The sequence below is a fragment of the Janthinobacterium darwini genome (assembly GCF_051380905.1).
GTDB lineage: Bacteria > Pseudomonadota > Gammaproteobacteria > Burkholderiales > Burkholderiaceae_D > Janthinobacterium.
In genome coordinates this window covers 1-1734 of the sequence record NZ_JBNYXX010000014.1, presented here as the reverse complement: position 1 = coordinate 1734, position 1734 = coordinate 1, and the positions used below count along the sequence as shown (strand labels likewise).

Below are 1734 nucleotides of genomic sequence, written 5' to 3'. Positions count from 1 at the left end.
ATCCTCTGTACCTGCTAAGGTTATAGGGACAAGCCGTACGGGCAATTAGTACTGGTTAGCTTAATGCATTACTGCACTTCCACACCCAGCCTATCAACGTCCTGGTCTCGAACGACCCTTCAAAGAGCTCAAGGCTCTGGGAAATCTCATCTCAAGGCAAGTTTCCCGCTTAGATGCTTTCAGCGGTTATCTCTTCCGAACTTAGCTACCCGGCAATGCCACTGGCGTGACAACCGGTACACCAGAGGTTCGTCCACTCCGGTCCTCTCGTACTAGGAGCAGCCCCCTTCAAATTTCCAACGCCCACGGCAGATAGGGACCAAACTGTCTCACGACGTTTTAAACCCAGCTCACGTACCACTTTAAATGGCGAACAGCCATACCCTTGGGACCGGCTACAGCCCCAGGATGTGATGAGCCGACATCGAGGTGCCAAACTCCCCCGTCGATATGAACTCTTGGGAGGAATCAGCCTGTTATCCCCAGAGTACCTTTTATCCGTTGAGCGATGGCCCTTCCATACAGAACCACCGGATCACTATGTCCTACTTTCGTACCTGCTCGACTTGTCAGTCTCGCAGTTAAGCACGCTTATGCCATTGCACTATCAACACGATGTCCGACCGTATCTAGCGTACCTTCGAACTCCTCCGTTACACTTTAGGAGGAGACCGCCCCAGTCAAACTGCCTACCATGCACTGTCCCCGATCCGGATAACGGACCAAGGTTAGAACCTCAAACAAACCAGGGTGGTATTTCAAGGTTGGCTCCACGAGAACTAGCGTCCCCGCTTCAAAGCCTCCCACCTATCCTACACAGATTGGTTCAAAGTCCAATGCAAAGCTACAGTAAAGGTTCATGGGGTCTTTCCGTCTAGCCGCGGGTAGATTGCATCATCACAAACATTTCAACTTCGCTGAGTCTCGGGAGGAGACAGTGTGGCCATCGTTACGCCATTCGTGCAGGTCGGAACTTACCCGACAAGGAATTTCGCTACCTTAGGACCGTTATAGTTACGGCCGCCGTTTACTGGGACTTCAATCAAGAGCTTGCACCCCATCATTTAATCTTCCAGCACCGGGCAGGCGTCACACCCTATACGTCCACTTTCGTGTTTGCAGAGTGCTGTGTTTTTATTAAACAGTCGCAGCCACCAGTTTATTGCAACCCTTTCACCCTCATGGAGTAAACCAATCAAGCTACCGGGGCGTACCTTTTCCCGAAGTTACGGTACCAATTTGCCGAGTTCCTTCTCCCGAGTTCTCTCAAGCGCCTTAGAATACTCATCTCGCCCACCTGTGTCGGTTTGCGGTACGGTCTCGTATGACTGAAGCTTAGAGGCTTTTCTTGGAACCACTTCCGATTGCTTCGTGAACAAGTTCACTCGTCTCAACCCCTTGAATTCCGCACCCGGATTTGCCTAAGTGCCTTCTATGAGCCAAAAACCAACTATTCCAACAGTTGGACAACCTTCCGCGATCCGTCCCCCCATCGCATCATACGACGGTGCAGGAATATTAACCTGCTTCCCATCAGCTACGCATCTCTGCCTCGCCTTAGGGGCCGACTCACCCTGCTCCGATGAACGTTGAACAGGAAACCTTGGGCTTACGGCGTGGAGGCTTTTCACCCCCATTATCGCTACTCATGTCAGCATTCGCACTTCTGATACCTCCAGCATCCTTTACAAGACACCTTCGCAGGCTTACAGAACGCTCTCCTACCATATATAT

General features: G+C 51.4%; 1 rRNA gene. It reads right to left on the bottom strand.

The window, feature by feature from the left end:
* Nucleotides 1-24 precede the first annotated feature (24 nt).
* Nucleotides 25-1734 (bottom strand): 23S ribosomal RNA (locus tag ACQ4WZ_RS27030); the annotation flags it as partial.